20 protein-coding genes are annotated in these 14,392 nt (G+C 70.6%); 11 read left to right on the top strand and 9 right to left on the bottom strand.

Features of this window, described 5'->3' with window-relative positions:
- The first annotated feature begins 1 nt into the window (after position 1).
- From ADK41_RS15050 to ADK41_RS15035, 4 genes are all read left to right on the top strand, one after another.
- Entirely contained in the window at positions 2-586 is a 585-nt protein-coding gene (locus tag ADK41_RS15050; protein ID WP_030834220.1) for a sigma-70 family RNA polymerase sigma factor, read from the top strand.
- Positions 583-1,335 carry an anti-sigma factor gene (locus ADK41_RS15045; RefSeq protein ID WP_030834223.1) on the top strand — a complete coding sequence of 251 codons (753 nt, stop codon included), beginning with the start codon at positions 583-585 and terminating at the stop codon, positions 1,333-1,335. The genes ADK41_RS15050 and ADK41_RS15045 overlap by 4 nt, the downstream gene beginning before the upstream one ends.
- A 107-nt stretch (positions 1,336-1,442) precedes the next feature.
- On the top strand, positions 1,443-3,011 hold the full coding sequence (locus tag ADK41_RS15040; protein ID WP_030834226.1) for a molybdopterin-dependent oxidoreductase: 1,569 nt from the start codon (positions 1,443-1,445) through the stop codon (positions 3,009-3,011).
- 115 nt (positions 3,012-3,126) lie between these two features.
- Positions 3,127-3,795: a fasciclin domain-containing protein gene (locus ADK41_RS15035; RefSeq protein ID WP_030834228.1), complete on the top strand. Its 669-nt coding sequence runs from the start codon at positions 3,127-3,129 to the stop codon at positions 3,793-3,795.
- A gap of 86 nt (positions 3,796-3,881) precedes the next feature.
- Here ADK41_RS15035 and ADK41_RS15030 read toward each other — a convergent pair whose 3' ends face one another.
- The 3 genes from ADK41_RS15030 to ADK41_RS15020 are packed head-to-tail and all read right to left on the bottom strand — an operon-like array spanning position 3,882 to position 5,422.
- Positions 3,882-4,295 carry a DNA-binding protein gene (locus ADK41_RS15030; RefSeq protein ID WP_030834232.1) on the bottom strand — a complete coding sequence of 138 codons (414 nt, stop codon included), beginning with the start codon at positions 4,293-4,295 and terminating at the stop codon, positions 3,882-3,884.
- Positions 4,292-4,555: a hypothetical protein gene (locus tag ADK41_RS15025; protein WP_030834233.1), complete on the bottom strand. Its 264-nt coding sequence runs from the start codon at positions 4,553-4,555 to the stop codon at positions 4,292-4,294. The genes ADK41_RS15030 and ADK41_RS15025 overlap by 4 nt, the downstream gene beginning before the upstream one ends.
- Before the next feature lie 36 nt (positions 4,556-4,591).
- Entirely contained in the window at positions 4,592-5,422 is an 831-nt protein-coding gene (locus tag ADK41_RS15020; RefSeq protein ID WP_030834235.1) for a hypothetical protein, read from the bottom strand.
- A gap of 187 nt (positions 5,423-5,609) precedes the next feature.
- Here ADK41_RS15020 and ADK41_RS15015 point away from each other — a divergent pair, with 187 nt between their 5' ends.
- Together ADK41_RS15015 and ADK41_RS15010 are read left to right on the top strand one after the other, a co-directional pair.
- Positions 5,610-6,470: a class I SAM-dependent methyltransferase gene (locus tag ADK41_RS15015; protein ID WP_030834237.1), complete on the top strand. Its 861-nt coding sequence runs from the start codon at positions 5,610-5,612 to the stop codon at positions 6,468-6,470.
- A 132-nt stretch (positions 6,471-6,602) separates the two neighbouring features.
- Positions 6,603-7,424 carry a hypothetical protein gene (locus ADK41_RS15010; protein ID WP_106979574.1) on the top strand — a complete coding sequence of 274 codons (822 nt, stop codon included), beginning with the start codon at positions 6,603-6,605 and terminating at the stop codon, positions 7,422-7,424.
- 724 nt (positions 7,425-8,148) lie between these two features.
- Here the strand turns inward: ADK41_RS15010 and ADK41_RS15005 are convergent.
- Positions 8,149-8,370 carry a CarD family transcriptional regulator gene (locus tag ADK41_RS15005; protein ID WP_030834242.1) on the bottom strand — a complete coding sequence of 74 codons (222 nt, stop codon included), beginning with the start codon at positions 8,368-8,370 and terminating at the stop codon, positions 8,149-8,151.
- 158 nt (positions 8,371-8,528) lie between these two features.
- On the opposite strand from ADK41_RS15005, the gene ADK41_RS43145 reads away from it, so the two are divergent.
- A complete protein-coding gene (locus ADK41_RS43145; RefSeq protein ID WP_324604916.1) occupies positions 8,529-8,672 on the top strand; it encodes a DUF6086 family protein in 144 nt (47 codons plus the stop codon).
- 315 nt (positions 8,673-8,987) lie between these two features.
- Complete coding sequence (locus ADK41_RS15000; protein ID WP_030834244.1) at positions 8,988-9,371, top strand: DUF6083 domain-containing protein; 384 nt, start codon at positions 8,988-8,990, stop codon at positions 9,369-9,371.
- 51 nt (positions 9,372-9,422) lie between these two features.
- Here ADK41_RS15000 and ADK41_RS14995 read toward each other — a convergent pair whose 3' ends face one another.
- The 5 genes from ADK41_RS14995 to ADK41_RS14980 all read right to left on the bottom strand — a co-directional run bounded on the left by ADK41_RS14995 (position 9,423) and on the right by ADK41_RS14980 (position 11,680).
- Positions 9,423-9,755: a hypothetical protein gene (locus ADK41_RS14995; RefSeq protein ID WP_199822417.1), complete on the bottom strand. Its 333-nt coding sequence runs from the start codon at positions 9,753-9,755 to the stop codon at positions 9,423-9,425.
- Positions 9,756-9,759: 4 nt separating this feature from the next.
- On the bottom strand, positions 9,760-10,188 hold the full coding sequence (locus ADK41_RS14990; RefSeq protein ID WP_158717710.1) for a hypothetical protein: 429 nt from the start codon (positions 10,186-10,188) through the stop codon (positions 9,760-9,762).
- Positions 10,188-10,304: an SMI1/KNR4 family protein gene (locus ADK41_RS44255; RefSeq protein ID WP_380955770.1), complete on the bottom strand. Its 117-nt coding sequence runs from the start codon at positions 10,302-10,304 to the stop codon at positions 10,188-10,190. The genes ADK41_RS14990 and ADK41_RS44255 overlap by 1 nt, the downstream gene beginning before the upstream one ends.
- A gap of 326 nt (positions 10,305-10,630) precedes the next feature.
- On the bottom strand, positions 10,631-10,822 hold the full coding sequence (locus tag ADK41_RS14985) for a hypothetical protein (protein WP_030834250.1): 192 nt from the start codon (positions 10,820-10,822) through the stop codon (positions 10,631-10,633).
- 9 nt (positions 10,823-10,831) lie between these two features.
- Complete coding sequence (locus ADK41_RS14980) at positions 10,832-11,680, bottom strand: helix-turn-helix domain-containing protein (protein ID WP_030834254.1); 849 nt, start codon at positions 11,678-11,680, stop codon at positions 10,832-10,834.
- A gap of 255 nt (positions 11,681-11,935) precedes the next feature.
- Here ADK41_RS14980 and ADK41_RS14975 point away from each other — a divergent pair, with 255 nt between their 5' ends.
- The 3 genes from ADK41_RS14975 (at position 11,936) to ADK41_RS14970 (ending at position 14,389) form a co-directional block, all read left to right on the top strand.
- A complete protein-coding gene (locus ADK41_RS14975; RefSeq protein ID WP_030834256.1) occupies positions 11,936-12,349 on the top strand; it encodes an ATP-binding protein in 414 nt (137 codons plus the stop codon).
- Complete coding sequence (locus ADK41_RS44250) at positions 12,277-12,531, top strand: winged helix-turn-helix transcriptional regulator (protein WP_078662140.1); 255 nt, start codon at positions 12,277-12,279, stop codon at positions 12,529-12,531. The genes ADK41_RS14975 and ADK41_RS44250 overlap by 73 nt, the downstream gene beginning before the upstream one ends.
- 421 nt (positions 12,532-12,952) lie before the next feature.
- Positions 12,953-14,389, top strand: coding sequence for a DNA phosphorothioation-associated putative methyltransferase (locus ADK41_RS14970; protein WP_030834260.1), 1,437 nt, complete (start codon positions 12,953-12,955; stop codon positions 14,387-14,389).
- Positions 14,390-14,392: the final 3 nt, after the last annotated feature.

Raw genomic sequence — 14,392 nt, 5'->3', positions numbered from 1 at the left:
CGTGAAAGAAGCAGTCCATATCGGCAGAAACCCCTCGTGGGAACCGGATCTCCAGGAACTGGTGGGACGTGTCGCCCTCGGGGACGAGGAGGCGTTCGCCGCGGTCTACGACCGGGTGGTGAGCCCGGTCCTCGGAGTCGTCCGCTCCGTACTGCGGGACCGGGCCCAGTCGGAGGAGGTGGCCCAGGAGGTCCTGGTCGAGGTGTGGCGCACGTCCCCCGCGTACCGCCCCGACCGCGGCACCGCCATCAACTGGATCCTCACCCTGGCCCACCGCCGGGCCGTGGACCGGGTGCGCTCCGTCCAGGCCGCGGCGGCCCGCGACCACAAGGCCGCCGCCCTGGCCCGGACGCCCGAGTACGACGAGGTCGTCGAACAGGTCGAGGCCCGCATCGAGCGCGAACAGGTACGCCGCTGCCTGCGCACCCTCACCGAGATCCAGCACCAGGCCGTCACCCTCGCCTACTACCGCGGCCTGACCTACCGCCAGGTGGCGGAAGCGCTGACGCTGCCGCTCGGCACGGTCAAGACCCGGCTGCGCGACGGCCTCATCCGGCTCCGCGACTGCCTGGGGGTGACCGCGTGACCACCGCCGACCTGCACCGGATGACCGGCGCCTACGCCCTGCACGCCCTGCCCGACGACGAACGCGAGAGCTTCGAACGCCACCTCGCCGGCTGCGAGCCGTGCGCGCAGGAGACCGCCGAGCTCGCCGCCACCGCCGCCCGCCTGGGTCTCGCCCTCTCCGCGCCGCCCCGCCCCGAGATGCGGGAACAGGTGCTGCGCCGCATCACCACCGTCCGCCAGCAGCCGCCCGGCCCACCGGACGCCCCCCGCCCGGGCCGTACCGCCCTGCGGGCACGACGGCTGTCCCGCTGGGCGCTGGCCGCCTGCCTGGCGGCGGCCGCCGCGCTCGGCGGCACGGCCGTCTGGCAGTACGAACGCGCCGAGGACGCCCGGGAACAGGCCCGCCGCGCCGAACAGGGCGCGGAGGAGATCGCCGCCGTACTGGCCGCCCCGGACGCCACGACCCGGGCGGCCGCCCTGGGCGACGGGGCCACCGGCGCCGTCGTCGTCTCCCGGGACCGGGACCGGGCGGTGTTCGTCGCCTCCGGGATGGCGCGCCCGCCCGGCGGCAAGGTCTACCAGCTGTGGTTCGACGACGGCGGCGCCATGCGGTCCGCGGGCCTGATGGACCCCGGCCGCGCCGACCAGGCCGTCCTGATGGAGGGCGCCGTCGACGGCGCGTCCGCCCTGGGCATCACCGTCGAACCCGAGGGCGGCTCCCGCCGGCCGACCTCCGCCCCGGTCGCCCTGATGGAACTCCCCGCCTGAATCCGTTGCCGGAACGCCCGCGGATGGGTCCGAACCACCCGGAAAAAAAGATTCACCGAATCGGGTGAGCGACCAATCCGCCGGCCTTTCCGGCCCGGATTCCCCACGTGACCGACGACGAGAAGAGAACGCGACACCTCCTGGGTGCGCTGAGCGGAGTACTGGCCGGATTCTCCGCGCTCGCCGTCGCCGAACCGGTGGCGGCCCTGGTGAACCCGCAGGCCCGACCGGTCCTGGCGGTCGGGGGCGCGGCGATCGATCGCACGCCCGCCGCCGTGAAGGACTGGGCGATCCGGGAATTCGGCACCGACGACAAATTGGTGCTGCGACTCGGAATCCTCGCCGTGCTGACCCTGTCCGCCCTCGCGCTGGGAATTCTGGAGCTCCGGTTCCGGCGTTCCGGTGCGGCGGGAGTTCTGCTTTTCGGAGTGGTCGGCGGCGCCGCGGCCGTGAGCCGCCCGGACGCGGCCGGCCCCGTCGACGCGCTGCCGTCGCTGGTGGGAGCGGTGGCCGGGGCGGCCGTACTGTCCCTCCTCGCCCGCCGTCTCCGCAGCCCCGGTGCGGACCACGGGTCCCGGCCGGGGGACTGGGACCGGCGGGGCTTCCTGCTCGCGGCCACCGCCGCTGCCGCCGCCTCCGCCGGGGCCGGCGCCCTGGGCCGCGCCCTCCGGGGCGCCGGCAGCCGGGACGCGGTCGCCTCACGCGACGCCGTCGTGCTCCCGGCCCCCGCCTCACCCGCCCCCGCGATCCCGAAGGGAGCCCGACTCCGCATCCCCGGCATCAGCCCGTTCACCACCCCGAACGACGACTTCTACCGCGTGGACACCGCCCTGACCGTCCCCCGGGTGAACGCCACCGCCTGGCGGCTGCGCATCCACGGCGAGGGCGTCACCCGCCCGGCCACCCTCTCCTACGACGACCTGCTGCGGCGCGACCTGATCGAGCGCGACATCACGCTCACCTGCGTCTCCAACGAGGTCGGCGGCCCTTACGCGGGCAACGCCCGCTGGCTCGGCGTACGCCTGTCCGACCTGCTCGCCGAGTGCGGGGTGGCACCGCCCTCCCGGGGCGGACCGGCCGACCAGCTGGTGGCCCGCTCGGTGGACGGCATGACGATCGGCAGCCCGGTCGAGGACCTGATGGACGGCCGTGACGCCCTGCTCGCCCTCGGCATGAACGGCCGCCCCCTCCCCTTCGACCACGGCTTCCCGGCCCGCATGGTGGTGCCCGGCCTGTACGGCTACGTCTCCGCCTGCAAGTGGATCGAGGACATCGAGCTCACCACGTTCGACGCCTACGACGCCTACTGGGTGAAGCGCGACTGGGCCCGCGAGGCGCCGGTCAAGACCCAGTCCCGGATCGACACCCCGAAGCCCTTCGCCCGCCCGAAGGCCGGCCTCGTCATGGTCGCCGGGGTGGCCTGGGCGCAGCACCGCGGCATCGACGGGGTCGAGGTCCGCGTCGACGACGGACCCTGGCGGCGCGCCCGGCCGGCGGCCGAGGACTCGCGGGACACCTGGCGCCAGTGGTCCTACGCCTGGCAGGCCCCCAAGGGCACCCACACCCTCACGGTCCGCGCCACCGACCGCACCGGCGAGACCCAGACGGAACGCCGCACCCGCACGGCCCCCGACGGGGCGAGCGGATGGCACTCGGTCGTGGTGACCGTCGAGTGACCCCCTGAACCCGCCCTGCCCCTGAGCCCTCCGAACCCCCTGCCCCTTGCCCCTTGCCCCCCTGAACTTTCTGACCTCTTTGAAATCAGCGGTTCCCACCACAGGAGAAACACACATGAACCCCCGTATGCGCCGTATCGCCCTCACCCTGACCGCGGCCGTCACCCTCCCCCTCGCCCTGAGCGCCTGCTCCGACGACGGCGGCGACTCGGCGAAGTCGGACTCCTCCGCCAAGGCGACGGCGTCGGCGCCGGCGTCGGACCCCGCGTCCGAGTCCGACGCGGGCATGGGCGGCGCCACCCCGGCGGACGAGCCGTTCGGCCCGGCCTGCGCCTCGGTGCCGAAGGACGGCGCCGGCTCCTTCGACGGCATGGCCCAGGACCCGGTGGCCACCGCCGCCTCCCACAACCCGGCCCTGTCCACCCTGGTGACGGCGGTGAAGAAGGCCGGCCTGGTCGACACCCTCAACAACGCCGAGGGCATCACGGTGTTCGCGCCCACCAACGACGCCTTCGCGAAGATCCCCAAGGACACCCTGGACAAGGTGCTGGCCGACAAGGAGCAGCTGACGAACATCCTCACCTACCACGTGGTCGGCCAGCGGCTCGCCCCCGAGGACCTGGAGAACGGCTCCTACGAAACCCTCCAGAAGTCGAAGCTGACGACGTCCGGCGCGGACGAGGACTACACGGTCAACGACTCCGCGAAGGTGGTCTGCGGCAACGTCAAGACCGCCAACGCCGACGTCCACATCATCGACACGGTCCTGATGCCGGCCTCCTGACGCCCCACCGCCCCCGTCCCGGACGCCGTCAGGAAGAGGCGGCGCCCGGGGCGGGCCTTCCGCACCGGACGGGACGATCCCCGGCGTCAGACCTTGATGACGGTGGCGCGTCCCCCGCAGAACGCGGTGATGTCCTCCGGATCCGAGGTGAGCACGGTGACGGGCCCGGGAGCGGCCAGGGCGGTCGCGCTGAGCATCGCGTCGATGGCGTACTCGTGCCCGTGCAGTCCGGTGTCGGCGAGCAGGGCGGCGGCGTGGCGGGCGATCGGCTCGGTGACGGGTTCGACGACGAGGCGGGAAAGGGTCCATTCCAGGGCCGGACGGTTGATGCGAGGGTGAACGGCCTCCACGAGCGTTGCCGTGGACGTGATCACCCGCAGGTCGTCGGCACGGGCGAGGGCGAGCCAGGCGGTGACCGCGCGGTCGCGGAGGACGGCCTTGGCGAGCCCTTCGCTGTCCAGCACCAGCGTGCCGCCCGGGACGGCGGGGAAGCGGCTCACGTGGCGTTCGCTCCGCGCGACGCCTGCTGCCGCCGGGCCTGGTGGAGCTGATCGCGCAGGGCCAGGATCTCGTCCTCGGTGACGGGCCCGTGCTCGGCTTCGGCGACGGTGATGAGTTCGTTGAGATTGTCACGTTCGATCTGGCGGGCGACGGCGGCGGCGACATAGGCGGACAGCCCCGACGGGCCACTGCGGGCCTTGGCCGCTTCGGCGATGTCACGCGGCATCGTGATCGAATACTTACCGGTAGGCTCGCTCATGTCACTTATCCTACCTGCGATCCTCCCGCAAGGGTGTCAGGCGGGCTGGTCCTTCGCCCACCACAGGAACGCGGCGGCGTGCTGCTGATTCGCGAAGCCATCACCGACCAGGGAACGCAGCAGGTCGTTGCTCCACAGGATGAGCCGCCCGAGCGTCCAGTTCACCGACTCCGGCGCCGGCAGCTCCAGCTCGTAGACCTTCCGCGCGATCTCGCGCTTGCCGCCCGCCTCCGTCGTGTACTTGAGGATCGTCAGGAACCGCTCGGGCTCCACCACGCACAACACCCGGGTGAGCAGCGCCTCCTTGAACCCGGTCATGGCGAACGACTCGATCCCGGACAGCAGGCGCTGCAGCCGGTCCCCGAGCGGTACGTCGTCCGGCCCGTACAGGAGGTACGCGATCGTCTCGCGGGTCGCCTCCCCGGCGGCGGCGTCACCCATGGCGCTCCAGGCCGAGTTGAAGGTCGCCTGGTTGCCGGGGCGGGCGCCGACCTCGGAGTTGGCGAAGTCCTTCAGACGCCTCGGGTCGCACGTGCGCAACCCCTCGGGGGAGAAGATCTCCCGGTACTCCGCCCAGTAGGCCGCGACCCGGGGGTCGAAGTCCGGCCGTCCGGCCAGATACCGCTCCTTGAGCCGGGCCACGTGCTCCAGCCTGCCGGGTTCGACGTCCTCGGCCTTCGGGAAGCGCGCCGCGAGCTCGTCGAAGGAGAAGGAGGAAGGCGCCCGTTCCTTCTTGGGAGCGGCGGGCGCCGCGTGCTCCCACGCGTAGCCGCACCGGTGCCTGACGAGCCGGCCCCCGCCCTCCAGGTTCCGGACCACCTCGACGTCCTCGTCGTCACTGCACAACGGACACATGGCCAGGGCCATGCCCACCCCCGTTCCACCGCGGAGCCCGCGCCCCGCCGTAAGCCGACGTACTCCCCACCGCAGGGCCACCGTACCGCCGCCCCGCCGCCCCTCGACCGCCCCCGACGCGAGCCCGGACGAACGACCGCGGCCGCGGGAGCGGGCCGACGGGCCCCGCGGGAGGCTCCCGCACGGCACCATGGGCCGTATGGCCGAGAACCGGATCGTGAACACCCACCAGTCCGAGGCGTGGAACGGCTACGAGGGCCGGCACTGGGCCGACCACCAGTCCCGCTACGACGCCCTCAACGACCCCGCCAACGCCCCGCTCCTGGCCGCCGCCCGCATCCGGGAGACGGACAGCGTCCTCGACATCGGCTGCGGCAACGGCCACCTCACCCGCCTGGCCGCCCGTACCGCCGCCCGTGCCGTCGGGGTCGACCTCTCCGCGCCCATGCTGGAACGCGCCCGCGCGAGCGCCGCCGCGCAGCACCTCACCAACGTCACCCACCTCCGGGCCGACGCCCAGGTGCACCCGTTCGAGGAGGCCGCCTTCGACCTCGCCCTGAGCCGCTTCGGCATCATGTTCTTCGCCGACCCGGTCGCCGCGTTCACGAACATCGGACGCGCCCTGCGACCGGGCGGACGCCTGGCCTTCGTCTGCCCGCAGTCCGTCGACCGCATGGACCAGTCGGTGATCTTCACGGCGATCGGGGAGCACGTACCCCTGCCCGACTTCTCCGAGAAGACGGAGACCGGTCCCGCCGCCTTCGCGGACCCGGAACGCACCGCACGCGTCCTGGGCGGAGCCGGGTTCGAAACGATCGAGGTCGCACCACTCGAAGTACCGCAGATGTGGGGCGCGGACGCGACGGACGCCGCCGGCTTCCTCTTCGGCTGGGGCCCGATGCGCCACTGGCTGCGCGACGCCGCCCCCGAGGCCGTCGACCACGCCCGCCAGGCCGCCACCGACGCCTTCCGCGCCTACGAGACGGAGAACGGCGTACACCTCACGGCCCGCCACTGGCTGGTGACCGCGACCTGGCCGGGCGCCCCGGGGCCCGCGTGACCCCACCGGACCGCGCACTCCTGCGACTCCGGCCGGTCGTCCTTCCCCCACACCTATAGTGGCCCGGGGCAACGACGTTGCCGTGCGAGGGGGTTGAACACTTTGCGGCCAGGTGGGACCCGACGAACGGGCGTGATCGCCCTGCTCTGCTCCGCCGTCGTACTGCTCCTCGGCGCATGCGGAACGGAAGCGGCCGGTGGGGGAGGCGGGAGGGCACCGTCGTCGGCGGCGACCGAGCCGATCCCCTGGACCACGGCGCAGCCCTCCGCCGTCACCGGAGCCCGTCTCGGCGACGACCACCGCACCCTGCTCCTCGAGACGCGGGTGCCCAGCGGCCCGCACCCCTGTGTGCGCGAGCTCAAGGCAGTGCTCACCGACCCGATGACAGACCTCGCCCGGGTGCAGATCACCTTCACCTCCCCGTCCGGGGACAGGTCCTCCGGATGCACCGAGGAGCGCACGGCCACGGCGGAGGTCAGGCTGCCCGAGCCACTGGGCGACAGGGACGTGATCGTCGACAACTACACGCGCTTCACCGCCGACGGCGCCAAGCCGCCCGCACTGCGGCTGTGCGGGGAGCTGGGCTGCACGCCACCGGCCACCGGCTGCACAACCGCCTCCTACGAGCAGGCGCTGATGGCCGTCAACGCGCCCGACCACACCTACCGGAACTCGGAGAAGTGCGACGGGAAGTGGCTGGTGCTGGACTTCTCCTGGCGCACGGGACCGGCCTGCGGCGGTTCCCCGGACCCCGCCTGCTCGTCCCGGCTGGGCGACCGCTGGTTCTTCCGCGCGAAGGAATCCGGCTGGGATCCGATCTTCCGCACCTCGGCCGGAGGCTGCCAGGACATCCAGCGCAGGGAGCCCGCCTTCCCGACCTCGCTCTGCGCCTCCCTGGCCCCGCTGTCCCCCTCACTGCACCCGAGCCATCCCCCGGCGACGACCACCCCGTAAGCAGTGCGCGCCTCGGACACCCCGGGGCGTGCCGCCGTCCGCGAAGCCGTCTACTGCGAAGTCTTCGAGTACGGCACTGTGCCCCGACGGTCCGCGTCAGCCGAACGGGGGAATCCGTACTGCTCGCAGGGGATGCCGAGACCATAGGAGCGGCCCGGAAGTGGCATGAGGCGGTCTGGAACGTCGAACTCTACGCACGCGGCCTCAAGCACGACCCCGCAGGTGAGGAGAGCGCGGTACGGAGGATGAGCCGAGCACGCGATGACTTCTACGCGCTCGCCCGGCGTGACCTCGGCATTTCAGGGTCGCCTCCACCGTCCGGCAACTGGCCCCGTACCTGGCAGCAGCAGGACGAACCGAGCTGAAGACGGCCGAGGCGCTTCCCGGGCCCGTCCGCTTTCCAGCGGGTGAGCCCGGTCACCTCCGGTGCCGCCCGGCCTCAGCAGGGGCACGCCGGACCGCCGTCACGAACGGCGGCCGGCCGCCTTGGGCCGCACCGCACCCGCGTGCGGGAACGATTCCGGACCGTCCTCCGGGTGGAGGTACTCGTCGTCCCCGAAGTCCGGGGCGCAAAAGGGCTGCGTCGCCGGAGGCGGAGCCACTGCGGAAGCAGGGCGAGGGGCTCCTTCCGGAGCGGAGAACTGCGAGGTCAGGTCGATGAGAGGCTCCTATTCATGACGAGCCCCTGAGGGGACCCGACGTACTGTGACAGGGCACAGCGGTCCTACAGCTTGGTCATCTTGGAGTACGGGCTCAGGATCCGCCGTTCCGCCGATCCGAAGTCCACGACCGCGGCGATCCCCTCCTCGATACCGGTGACCCGGCCGAGGCCGTACATGTCGTGCGTGACCTGGTCGCCCACGGCGAACTGCTTGGGAGGCAGCGCGACCGGGGCCTTGAAGGGGCTGGTGGGCAGATGGCGTTTGGGCGCAGCAGACTTTGTCATTGCCTCCAGTATGCGCCCATCACGGGCCCAGGGAGTCGGAGATGCTCAGGGAGACCGGAGGGTCAGGCCCCGTCAGGGTCCCTCTCGTCCGGGTGGCCGCCGACCATCTGGGCCTCTGACCTGCGTCGAGGCGGCTGCGCGGAGGCGGGGGATCCGCGATGAGCGTGTACTTCGACACTGGCGGCGAGACACTGCGGAACCCGTCGAACGGCGCCGGCCGCCTCTTCCTACAGCAGACCGGGGTCTTCAAGGCGGAGCTCGACGCACCTCGGGGGTCACGAACACCGCTTCCACCCCCGTGACACCCGCTGCCCTCGAGGAACCGCTGGAGCGCGTCCCTGTCGCCGGCTGCCTCCCACCGGGGCCGGGCGGGTTCCCGCATGGCTGTGATGCGCGCTGATCGTTCCGCGCCGGCCTCCCCTGAACCCGCCTCTCCGGCTCGGCCCCGCCCCGTGAGGACCGAGGGGTTTCGCCGCATTTCGGCCGTGTGCCGTCGTCCGTCGGTTGCCGACCGCACCTGCTGCGTCGCTTTCCACCCCGCCGACGGACTCCCGCCCCAGACGTCCCGTCCGGTTCGCGCTCTACGCCTGGGCCGCCGAGCTGGCGACTCTCACGGTATGGGGGTTTTGGAGGAGGAGCCGCGGCGACTGGGCGGTGGACGGTTCCACTGCCCGTACTGCGGGCTGCCGCAGGAACGGGCGGCAACGCTGGAGCACGACTGGGTCCTGCTGGAACCCGACATGCACCCACTGGCCCACACGGTGCCGGCGGAGCACCGCTGGATCGAACTGTCCGACGGCCGGGTGACGGTCTACGGAGTATGCCCACCGGACCAGTTCCAGCGCTGCCGCATCGAACACCGCCTCGCCTGCCCCGAACAACCTCTGCCGGACCTGTGGCGATGGCTGACGACCCTGCGGGAGGAGAACGCCCGGCAAGCAGCCCGGCAGGAAGACCCGGAACCGTCTCCGCCGCCCGAGGAATGGCCGGACGTCGGCTGACGCTCAGCAGGTCACCTTGCCGGCCGAGGTCCGCGCACCGAGGAGTGCCCCCTACTGCGTCGCGTCGCAGCTCTCGCAGCGGCTGACAGCCGCCCGCTCGGTGTTGCCCTCGGTGGCGCGCAGCGGGCTGGAGGGAGCGAGACGACGCCATGCCCCGGGCGAGGGGGTGAGCACCCAGCCGTAGCGGGGCGGCCGGATGTCGGCCGGGACGATGTGCGTGCAGCCCGGAAGGTGGGCCTTGCCACTGGCGTGGATGATGATCGAGGCCGTCGGCCAGCCGTCCCATTCGCCGGTGGGAGGCACGCTGCCGTGAGGCGTGCGCGGAGCGCCGCAGTCGGCGCAGTTGTGCATCTCATGGCGTTCGCAGTACCGCATCGTCCTCACCCCGTCAGGTCCCGAGCTGTCGCTCGGTGCGCTCGAGCCACCTCAGGTACCAGTGCGCGAAGTCATGCCCGGTCGGCTCGATTCCTCCGCCCATCGGTCTCGGATCCTCCCAGACGGCGCCTCGGTGCGGGCCCGTCATCACGAGCAGCGACGTGTAGCCGCATCCCTGCTCGCTGAGGAACACCGCTCCCGCCTCCTGCGCGTCGTACAGCTCCTCGTAGCGTGCCTCCCAGGCCGCGTACGCGCGACTGAACTCCTCGTCGGTCGCGAAGGCGTCCGGTGTGGGCTCCTCTGCCTCGACCGCGGCGGGCTCGCTTCGCAGCACCTCGGCCGCGAAGGGGCGTCCGGCGAATTCGGCGGTGGTCGGCTGTGCGGGGAAGACAAGTCCGGCGCCGAGCCACTGCCACCCACCGTCGCCCATGGTCGGTGTCATCAGACCGTAGTGGGGGCTGGCTCCCCCGCTCCGACGTGGAGCAGGAAACTCCGGTACTGCGCCGGCAGACCGGTGCCCAGGTTCGCTTCCAGCGCTCGGACCTGTTCTTCGCTCATGACCGGACCGAGGCGAAAGCCATGCCCCCGGGCCCCGAAGATCTTGTCCGCTCCGGGACGTCCGGCACGCCGAAGCACCCGCTCCCGCACTCCTGCCCACATCTCTTCGCTCACGGGCTCACGCTAGTGAGACGCGCACCGTACCGGCACCGGATTTTTCCGTGGAGCAAGGACAAACCCCAGGCCGCTGAGCCGGGGGTGCCGGGATCGCCCGACCGGGCCTGTCCACGGGTGGTCCGCAGCTACCGGGAGCCGACCCCCTTGGGAAAGCCGATCGACAACGCGTACCGTCCGCCGTGCCGCTTGGTGACGGCGCGCTGTGGGCCCTACAGCAGGTGATCGGCCTTACCGGCCTTGATGTCGGTGATGAGGGTGCGCAGAGCTTCGAGGGAGTCGGTGAGAGGGCTCTCCTCCTGACCGGCGACAGCTATGTACCCATTGCCGTCGGCATCGGTACCGAGACGGAAGCAGGAGCTGCCCTCGGCGCAGAACGGGTCTTCCCAGATGATGTCGGGCATCGGTGCTCCTCATAGTTGGCGTGAGATGTCACGAACGAAGTCTCTGGACTGCTCTGGCGGCAGAGCCAAACTTTCCAACAGATCGAGTTGCGCCCGGTATTTCGCCAACTGACTTTCGGCGTGGAGGAAAGTGGGCCCGTGGGAGCTGTCCACCTGCACCGTATCGAGCTGTGGAACGGGCCCTTCGATGTGGACGACCGTCTGCCCGGCACCAGGGAAGGCACCGTGGGCGAAGGGCAGAACGAGCACGGTGACATTGTCCCGCTCAGAGACCTCCAGCAGGTACTCCAACTGGGCACGGGCCACGTCGGTACCGCCGAACTGCATCCGGAGTGCCGCCTCGTGGATGACCGCGACGTACGGGACCGCCCTGTCGCCGGTGATCACCTGTTGGCGTTCGGCACGCAGCGCAAGTCGCAGAGCAACCTCGTGCTCGGGCAAGGCGGGAACCGCAGCCCGGAAGATGGCCATCGCCTGTTCCGAGGTCTGGAGCAGGCCGGGCACGTGCACGGTGTTGGCGCCACGCATGCGCACCGCGTGGCTTTCCGTCTCCGCGATGTCCAGCAAGCCTTGAGGCAGGATGCCTCGGTAACGCTCCCACCAGCCCGTACGCGCCTGAGCCATCTCGACGAGCGCCTCGACGTACGTCTCATCGGTCACATCACAGTTGCAGGCCAATGTGCGCAGGCGATCGGCGCTGATGCCCCGGACGCCGGACTCGATGTTGGAGATCTTGCCTCGGTCCACACCCAGCAGGCCCGCCGCGAACTCTGCGGACATCCCTGACGCAGTACGGATCCGCCGCAGCTCGCTTCCCAGCCTCTTCTGTCGTTCTGTGGGGGTCGTCCTCGGGGGCATCGGGATTCCTTCCGTCCGGGGCAGGGGTCGCTCGGCGGCACTCGGAGGCCGCCCTACCTCTCCGTGGTGATTTCTCTTGAGTGCGTGGGAAATTTACCACCGGCTGCTCTACTGTCAGTATCGCGCAAGCTACGCACCGCAATATCGGAAGCGCACCGCGCGAGCATGCCCGCCTGCCCTGGGACGGGTGTGCCCGCGACCAGGGCGGTAGGCCACCGGCGACCTCAAACCCCTCGTATTGCAATGGAGTTCGTCATGCCCGAAATCCCCCTGGTACCCGTCCACTGGCACTTCCCCGCCCACCCCGCCTCCGTACGGAGGGCCCGTCACGCCGTCGCCGAATCGCTGCCGCACGTCCTCCGCCCGCGCCTGGGTGACGACCTGGGCCTCCTGACCTCCGAGCTGGTCACCAACGCCATCCGCCACGGGGTCTGCCGGGAGGACGAGGACCTCATCGAACTCGTGCTGTGGCCCGCCGACGGCCATTACTGGCTCGCCGTCTCCGACCCCGGCACCGGCAAGCCCGTACTGGCCCACCCGGACGCGGACTCCGAGAGCGGCCGGGGCCTGCTCCTCGTCGACCGCCTCGCCACCGCCTGGACCGTCCGCCCCCGCCCCACGCGCGGAACATCCGTGATCGCGGGCCTCTCTTTCCGCCAAGGCGCCTGACCCGGCAGAACAGCCGGTCGGACAGCACGGCCCTGCCTGCGCTGTCCGACCGGCTGGCCCAACTCGGCGAAGTCGGAATCGTCGAGCGCGCCCGTCGACCAGGCCGGCCACCGAGAGTGCGCCACGAACTCACCTGGAGTGGACACCGCCTCGACCCTGCCTTCCGGGCTTTGCGGGACTGAAGACGGAGACCTCGACACAAGACGACGGAACTGAGAGCAGCCGTGGGACAAGCCCTCTTCGCTGACCGGCCGGCCAGCCGTCTCACCTGTGGCAATGCCCAAGACTCCGTCCGCCTCTGGCCCACCGGCTCAGCGTAGGGACGCTTCGGGCGGCATCCGTTTGTACATACGCGAAGACCCCGTCATCAGCGTTTCCGCTGATGACGGGATCCAAGTCGCACTTACACAGTGTGCCCCCGGCAGGAGTCGAACCTGCGTACACGGCTCCGGAGGGGGGATCGCCTTTCAGGCATCGTCGCAGGCCACACCCCGGGACGGTGCCTTGTTGACACTTGAGGGGCATGTTCGTCGTTGCGTGAGCGTGCCTGGCGTCTGTCTTCTACCCTGCTGATCGTGTCGTTACCTGGATGCAGTGCCTGTGATGCAGCAGATGTGGGGTAGTGAGCGTCGCCGCACGGCGATCGGTCGGATGGCGTTGTCGGTGCCCGCGCGTCAGGCGCTGGCGGACCGCCAGTTGCTACCTGAGCGGACGATCCTCGACTACGGCTGTGGCCGTGGTGACGATGTTAGAGCTTTGGAGCAATTGGACTGCCAGGTGGCTGGGTGGGATCCGTATTACCGCTCCGACACTCAACTGGTCGCAAGCGACGTCGTGTTGCTGACCTACGTGTTGAACGTGATCGAGGATCCGGTAGAGCGTCGGCAGACCTTAAAGCAGGCGTGGGAGCTGACCTCGACGCTGCTGGTTGTCTCAGCCCGGCTGACCTGGGAGCAGTCAAAGGTTCGCGGTCAGCAGTTCGGTGATGGCCTACTGACGAGTCGGCAGACGTTCCAGCATCTATACGCCGCGAGTGAGCTTCGGGAGTATGTGGAGCAGGTGACCGGCGTGCGGGTGGTGGCGGCTGCGCCCGGAGTCGTCTACGCGTTCCGGGACGAGGGCGCCCGTCTGAGCTATCTGGCGCAGCGTGTGATTCCGGATGCCGAGTGGCTTGCTTCCGAGGACACTGCCTCAGCGGTGCGTGCGGTGGTGGACTTCTTCGAGCGCAGGGGACGTCCGCCGCGGATTGAGGAGATGCCGCGGACCGTCGCGGAGCTCTTGGCTCACCTGCGGCCTGGCGACGTCAAGCGCCTGGTGCGGGATGGTGCTGATCCTGAGCGGGCCACTGCGGGAGCTAAGCGATCGACGCTGAACACGTTGCTCTACCTGGCGGTGGAGCTGTTCAACGGTCGCGGGCCGTTCGGGAGCCTGCCAGTGGGCTTGCAACAGGACGTGCGCACGTTCTTCAGTTCCTACAAGGAAGCGTGTCAGCGGGCTGACCGACTGTTGTTGAAGCTCCGCGAGGACGGCTATGTGCGCAATGCTATGAATGCCTCCGTTGCCGGCAAGGTGACACCGACGGCGCTGTATGTGCATCGACGCGCGCTGGATCGGATCCCGACGGTTTTGCGCTTGTACGAGCACTGCGCATCGATCGCTGCCGGTCGCCCGGAGCAGTGGACCGTGGCCAAGCTCAAGCACCAAGGGCGAGCGGTGTCGTGGCTGGACTACCCGGACTTTGACAAAGACCCGCATCCACGGATCCGGTCCTCCTACATGGTGGACCTGCAGACGCTTGAGGCGTCCCATCTCTCATACGAGAGCTCGGCCAACCGGCCGCTGCTGCACCGCAAGCACGAGTTCCTGGCACCGGATGATCCGGACGTGCCGCGATACCGCCGGTTGACCGAGGGTGAGATGCGGGCGGGGTTGTATGAACGGCCGCACCTGATCGGGACCGAGAACGGCTGGGACGCCGAGCTCGTTAGGTGCGGCCGACAGCTACGCGGGCACCGGCTGGTGCGTCGCTCCGAGGCGTAGGGC

The organism is Streptomyces caelestis (assembly GCF_001279005.1).
In the GTDB taxonomy this organism is placed as follows: Bacteria; Actinomycetota; Actinomycetes; order Streptomycetales; family Streptomycetaceae; genus Streptomyces; species Streptomyces heliomycini.
This window is presented reverse-complemented; position numbering and strand designations above follow the sequence as displayed.